This is a genomic window from Elstera litoralis, from assembly GCF_000963705.1.
In the GTDB taxonomy this organism is placed as follows: Bacteria; Pseudomonadota; Alphaproteobacteria; order Elsterales; family Elsteraceae; genus Elstera; species Elstera litoralis.
On sequence record NZ_LAJY01000460.1, the window covers coordinates 1 to 4,903 of the forward strand.

Sequence of the window (4,903 nt, forward strand, 5' to 3'; positions counted from 1 at the left end):
CTATCAAGCTGTGCCCGAGATGGCGGCGGCGGCCTATGGTTTTTTCCTTCTGGAAACGGGCGATCTTAACGCTGCGGAGCGGGTATTGCGGTCGGCATTGGTGATTGCCCCCGATCACGCGCCGCTGCATTGGTACAGTGGGCTTTTGGCTCAGCGGCAGGGCGATCTTCCGAGGGCGGCGGCGGCGTTGCGCAGGGCTTGTACGCTCGATCCGGCTTTGCCCGACGCGGCCTTCGCCTTAGCCTGGGTCCTGCATGATTTGGGCGACATGCCCGAGGCCGAGGTTTGGGGCGCCCGCGCGCTCGCCACGGGCACAACCGGCGACCGGCGATTGCAGGCCGCTTGGTTCGCGCTGCGTCGGCGGGACTATGACGTTGCCGAATCGCAGTATCGCGCAGCGGCGTGCCTTATTGCGCTGGCCGATCCGCGCAGCCAGCTGCTTTATCGGCATTGGTCTGAAGCGCTTCAGGCGCTTGGGCGAGGGGAGGAAGCCCGCCGCCTGCTAACCGATGCACTCCAGGCTCACCCCGAGGCCGCCCGGCTGTGGTATCGCTTAGGCTGTATCGCGCAGGAAGCCGGGGACTGGCAGGCGGCGGATAATGCCTTAGCCCAGGCCCATCAGTTCGAGCCGACCCTTGCCGATGCTTTTTTCCGCCGCGCGCAGGGGTTGCACGGGCGTGGCATGGCAGAGGGGGTGGCGTGGCTGCTGGAGCAGGCGCTGTTTCTTGCGCCAGAAACGCTTGGAGCACGGGCGCTTTTGGCCGAAAATTTACGAGAGCAGGGGAAAATCGAGGCGGCTCAGGCCTATGCCCCGGCGCTGGATGTTTCCGAGGATGAGGGAGATTTAGCGGCATGGCTTCGGAGCGGGCGTCCCCTCCGGCTACCGACGCCCCGGCGCGCCCAGGTGCCCGATGTTTCCGTCGTCCTGGTCGTGCGCAATCAGGGGGGCGCGACCCTTCGGGCTCTGCACGCGCTTGCGGCGCAGACCGGCCCGAGCGTTGAGACGATTCTGGTTGATGCGGCCTCGACCGACGGCACGCCCGATCTGCTGGCGCGCGTCCAGGGCGCAACGATTCTGCGCACTGGCCAGGGCCTTGGGTGGCCGCAAGCGGCAAACCAAGGCGCGGCGCGGGCGCGCGGGCGTCATATCCTGTTTCTGGCCCCCGATGCCCAGGTGCCGTCGGGGGCGCTAGCACTGGCGCTCGTGCGGATTGAGGGGGATGCGAGCATCGGTGTCGTTGGCGGGAAGAGGGCGACATGCGATGACCAGGGGGATGATCCCGACGATCCGTGCGTCCACGAGGTCGCTTCTTGTTCCAGCGCCTTCCTGATAGTGCGGCGGCCCTTATGGGCAATGCTCGGCGGTTTCGATCCGGCTTTCGCCACCGCCGTGGACGGGGACCGAGATTTCTGCCAACGGGTCTGGCGCACTGGCTTTCGGGTTGTCTGCGCGCCCCGTGTGCGGTGGGGCGCGGAGGATGGGGGCGATTAATGCAGCCCTATGAAGCTGAAATGCTGGCGCGCGGCCAACAGCTCTTGGCAGCGGGGCAGACGCGGGCGGCGGAGGCGGTCTTTCTCGAAGCCTTGCGCTACGAGCCGAACCTACCCCATATCCATCAAGCGCTCGCCTATTTGCGCCTGCCGGGGCCGGATTACCCCTTTTGGCTGGCCTTTCTGCACGACCAGCTTCAGCCCAAGCTCTATGTGGAAATCGGCGTGGAGGCGGGGGATTCGCTGCTGCTGGCGCAACCGCCCACCCGCGCGATTGGGATCGATCCGGCCCCAGTGGGTGATCCGTGCGCGCGCTGCCCGGCCCCGACGCAACTTTATTCTATGACCAGCGCCGCGTTTCTTGCCGCGCCGCCCCCGGAAAGCGGGCTTGTCGAGACCGGCTTCGATCTTGCCTTTATCGACGGCGACCATAGCTTTGCCTCGGTTCTGGGCGATTTTATCGCGCTGGAGCGGTTTGCCGCCCCCGGCGCGGTGCTTCTGCTGCATGATATGATTCCGATCACCGAAGCCGCCGCCGCGCCGGACCGGGAAACCGCTTTCTATACGGGCGACGGGTGGAAAATTATCCCCTGCTTGCGGGCCTTGCGCCCAGACGTGCGGATCTACACGATTCCCACCGCGCCGACCGGCCTAACTCTGGTGACGGGGCTCGATCCGCAGTCGCGGGTCTTGGCCGAGCGCCGGGATGTAATCTTAGCCGCCTACCGCGATCTTCCGGCGCGGCGGGCGCTGGAGGATCCGCGCGGGCTTTTGGCTGTGGGCGTCAACGAGCCCGCCGCCGTGTTCGCTTGGCTGCGGGCGGGACAGAAGGACGAGAACGCATGATGCTTCCCCTGGCCGAGCGCTATCTTGCCCTGCTGAAAAAAGCGCTGCTGAACGAGCTTTACCCGGAGCTTGAGGGGGTTCTGCACTATATCCTGCTCTGCCAGCAGGCGGGGAAGCCGGTCGATGGCGCGGTGATCCGCGATATTGGCCGCTCGCGCCCCGATATTATGGCGCATCTGAAGGCCGTGCGCCGGGAGGGGAATTTGGTGCTCTGGCCGCTCGACGGGGCGGAGGCACTCTACGATCCGCGCCACATCAGCCAGCATACCCATACGATGATCGGGCGCTTGCGGCTCGATCATCTGCACCAATGTTTAGAGACGATCCGCGCGGAGAATATCCCCGGCGATGTGATCGAAACCGGCGTTTGGCGGGGCGGGGCGACGGTGTTCATGCGCGGCTATTGGGCGGCGCACGGCATTACGGATCGCACCGTTTGGGTGGCCGATTCCTTTGCAGGGTTGCCGGAGCCCAGCGTTGCCGAGGATATGGGCTATGATCTTAGTGCCGCGAAGGAACCGGCGCTCGCCATCGATCAAGCCTGCGTCGAAGCCCTCTTCGCGCGCTATGATCTGCTCGATGAGCGGGTGAAATTCCTTCCCGGCTGGTTCCGCGATACGCTGCCCACGGCCCCGATTGAGCGCCTCGCCCTGATCCGGCTCGACGGCGACCTATATGAATCGACCTTCGATGCGCTGGACGCGCTGTATGATCGGCTGGTGCCGGGAGGTTTCCTCGTGGTCGATGATTACGGCGCGCTGCCGCCGTGCCGCCAAGCGATTGACGATTTCCGCGCCCATCACGGCATTACCGCGCCGATGGAAAGCATCGATTGGACCGGCTGCGCCTGGCGGAAGCTTTAAGCAGGCTTCCGCCGCGTCACCCCTCCCGGATGACGAGAGGGCCAGCACTCGCCCGTGCCCAAAGCTGCGTCTCCACCCGCTTGATTTGCGCGTGCGGCTTGTCGCGCCCGGTCATCAGGCCGATGAGCAGATCGGCGGCGGCGGCACCCAAAATGCGGCGCGGCTGATAAACGGTCGCCAGCGTCGGTTCGCAAAAATCGGCGTAATCGATCCCATCGAAGCCAATAACGGAAATATCCGCCGGGACAGCGAGGCCGAGGCCGCGCGCCGTCTTGATGAAGCCGATGGCCATTTCGTCGCTGGCCGCAAAAAGCGCGGTGGGGCGGCTTCCGGCGGGTAGGGCCGCGAGGGCTTGGGCGGCCTTGGTGCCGGCGTGGAAGCTGAAATCGCCCTCGATGATCCAGGCTGGATCGGCTGGCCCGACGGCGGCCAGCGCGTCTGCATAGCCTTGTGCCCGCGCCCGGTCGAGAATATTGGCGCGCGGGCCGGACAGATAGGCGATGCGCCGATGCCCCAGGCCAATGAGATGCTCGACGGCGGCGCGGGCGGCGGCGCGATTATCAACCTCGACCTGCGGAAAATCGGCCCCAGGGATGATTTCGCAGGCGGCGACGATGGGCACCGGCGCATCGGTTAGTTTCCGCCCGCCGCCGGTTAGAATATGCCCGCAGAGTAGCAGCACCCCATCGACCTGGCCCGCGAGGGCGAGGTTGACGTAGCGCGCCTCCTGCTCGGGCCGTTGGCCGAGATTGGCGATAATCAGCCCGTAATTCTCCGCAACCAGGGCTTCATCGATGCCGCGCAGCACATCGGCGAAAAATGAGTTGGAGATATCCGGCACCACGACCAGCACCATCATCGATTTGCGCGCGCGCAGGTTTCGCGCGGCGATATTCGGCGTGTAACCGATCTCGCGCACGGCGGCGAGGACGCGCTCGCGCGTCGCCTCCGACACAACATCGGGGGTGGCGAGGGCGCGGCTGACGGTGGCGACGGAAACCCCGGCGAGACGGGCGACATCGGCAATTTTGGCGGGCGGCGGCGGGGGACGGCGAGGAGAACGCATTACGTCACCTTAACCGCCCTCGACGGCGCTTGCAAAATTTTCGGAATGTGTTAGGCTTCATGTAATCGATTACAGAGACCAATAATGGTCCATTTTCGGAGGAAAACGTCATGAAGCACGCAGGGTTTGCGGCGGTATCGGCTGTCTTATTGGCAGCGGCACCCCCGGTTTACGCTCAAGAAATGAAGGCAGAGGTCATCCATTGGTGGACCTCGGCCGGTGAATCGGCAGCCCTCAAGGTCTTTGCCGACCAGTTCACCAAGGCAGGCGGCACCTGGATCGACAGTGCCGTCGCCGGTGGGGCCAATGCCCGCACCGCCGCCATCAACCGCACCGTTGGCGGCAATCCGCCGACCGCGATGCAGTTCAATACCGGCAAACAGTTCGATGATCTCGTCGAAAATAATCTGCTGGCCGATGTGGAAGCATCCGCAGCGGAAGGCAAGTGGAAATCGGTCATTCCGGAAGCGATTCTGAATGCCACCACCCGCCGGGGCAAGATGTATGCCGTGCCGGTGAATATCCACGGGCAGAACTGGGTCTGGTACAATAAGTCCGTTCTGGAGAAAATCGGCGGCACCGAGCCTAAGAACTGGGACGAAGCCATTGTTCTGCTGGAGAAGGTGAAAGCCGCCGG

The 4,903-nt window shown here is 64.7% G+C and carries 5 protein-coding genes; 4 read left to right on the forward strand and 1 reads right to left on the reverse strand.

Annotated features, from left to right (window positions below; translation table 11 throughout):
- The 3 genes from VZ95_RS15740 to VZ95_RS15750 all read left to right on the forward strand — a co-directional run.
- Positions 1 to 1,492, forward strand: a 1,492-nt coding sequence (locus tag VZ95_RS15740; protein ID WP_045776706.1) for a glycosyltransferase, incomplete at its 5' end; no start/stop codon positions are given.
- Positions 1,492 to 2,337, forward strand: a complete 846-nt coding sequence (locus VZ95_RS15745; RefSeq protein ID WP_045776707.1) for a class I SAM-dependent methyltransferase — start codon at positions 1,492 to 1,494, stop codon at positions 2,335 to 2,337. The genes VZ95_RS15740 and VZ95_RS15745, both read left to right, overlap by 1 nt.
- Positions 2,334 to 3,200 carry a TylF/MycF/NovP-related O-methyltransferase gene (locus VZ95_RS15750; RefSeq protein WP_045776708.1) on the forward strand — a complete coding sequence of 289 codons (867 nt, stop codon included), beginning with the start codon at positions 2,334 to 2,336 and terminating at the stop codon, positions 3,198 to 3,200. The genes VZ95_RS15745 and VZ95_RS15750 overlap by 4 nt, the downstream gene beginning before the upstream one ends.
- 16 nt (positions 3,201 to 3,216) lie before the next feature.
- Here the strand turns inward: VZ95_RS15750 and VZ95_RS15755 are convergent, their stop codons facing one another.
- On the reverse strand, positions 3,217 to 4,266 hold the full coding sequence (locus tag VZ95_RS15755; protein ID WP_045776709.1) for a LacI family DNA-binding transcriptional regulator: 1,050 nt from the start codon (positions 4,264 to 4,266) through the stop codon (positions 3,217 to 3,219).
- A 110-nt stretch (positions 4,267 to 4,376) separates the two neighbouring features.
- Between VZ95_RS15755 and VZ95_RS15760 the strand changes: the two genes are divergently transcribed.
- A partial coding sequence (locus VZ95_RS15760) for an ABC transporter substrate-binding protein (protein WP_045776710.1) occupies positions 4,377 to 4,903 on the forward strand: 527 nt, incomplete at its 3' end.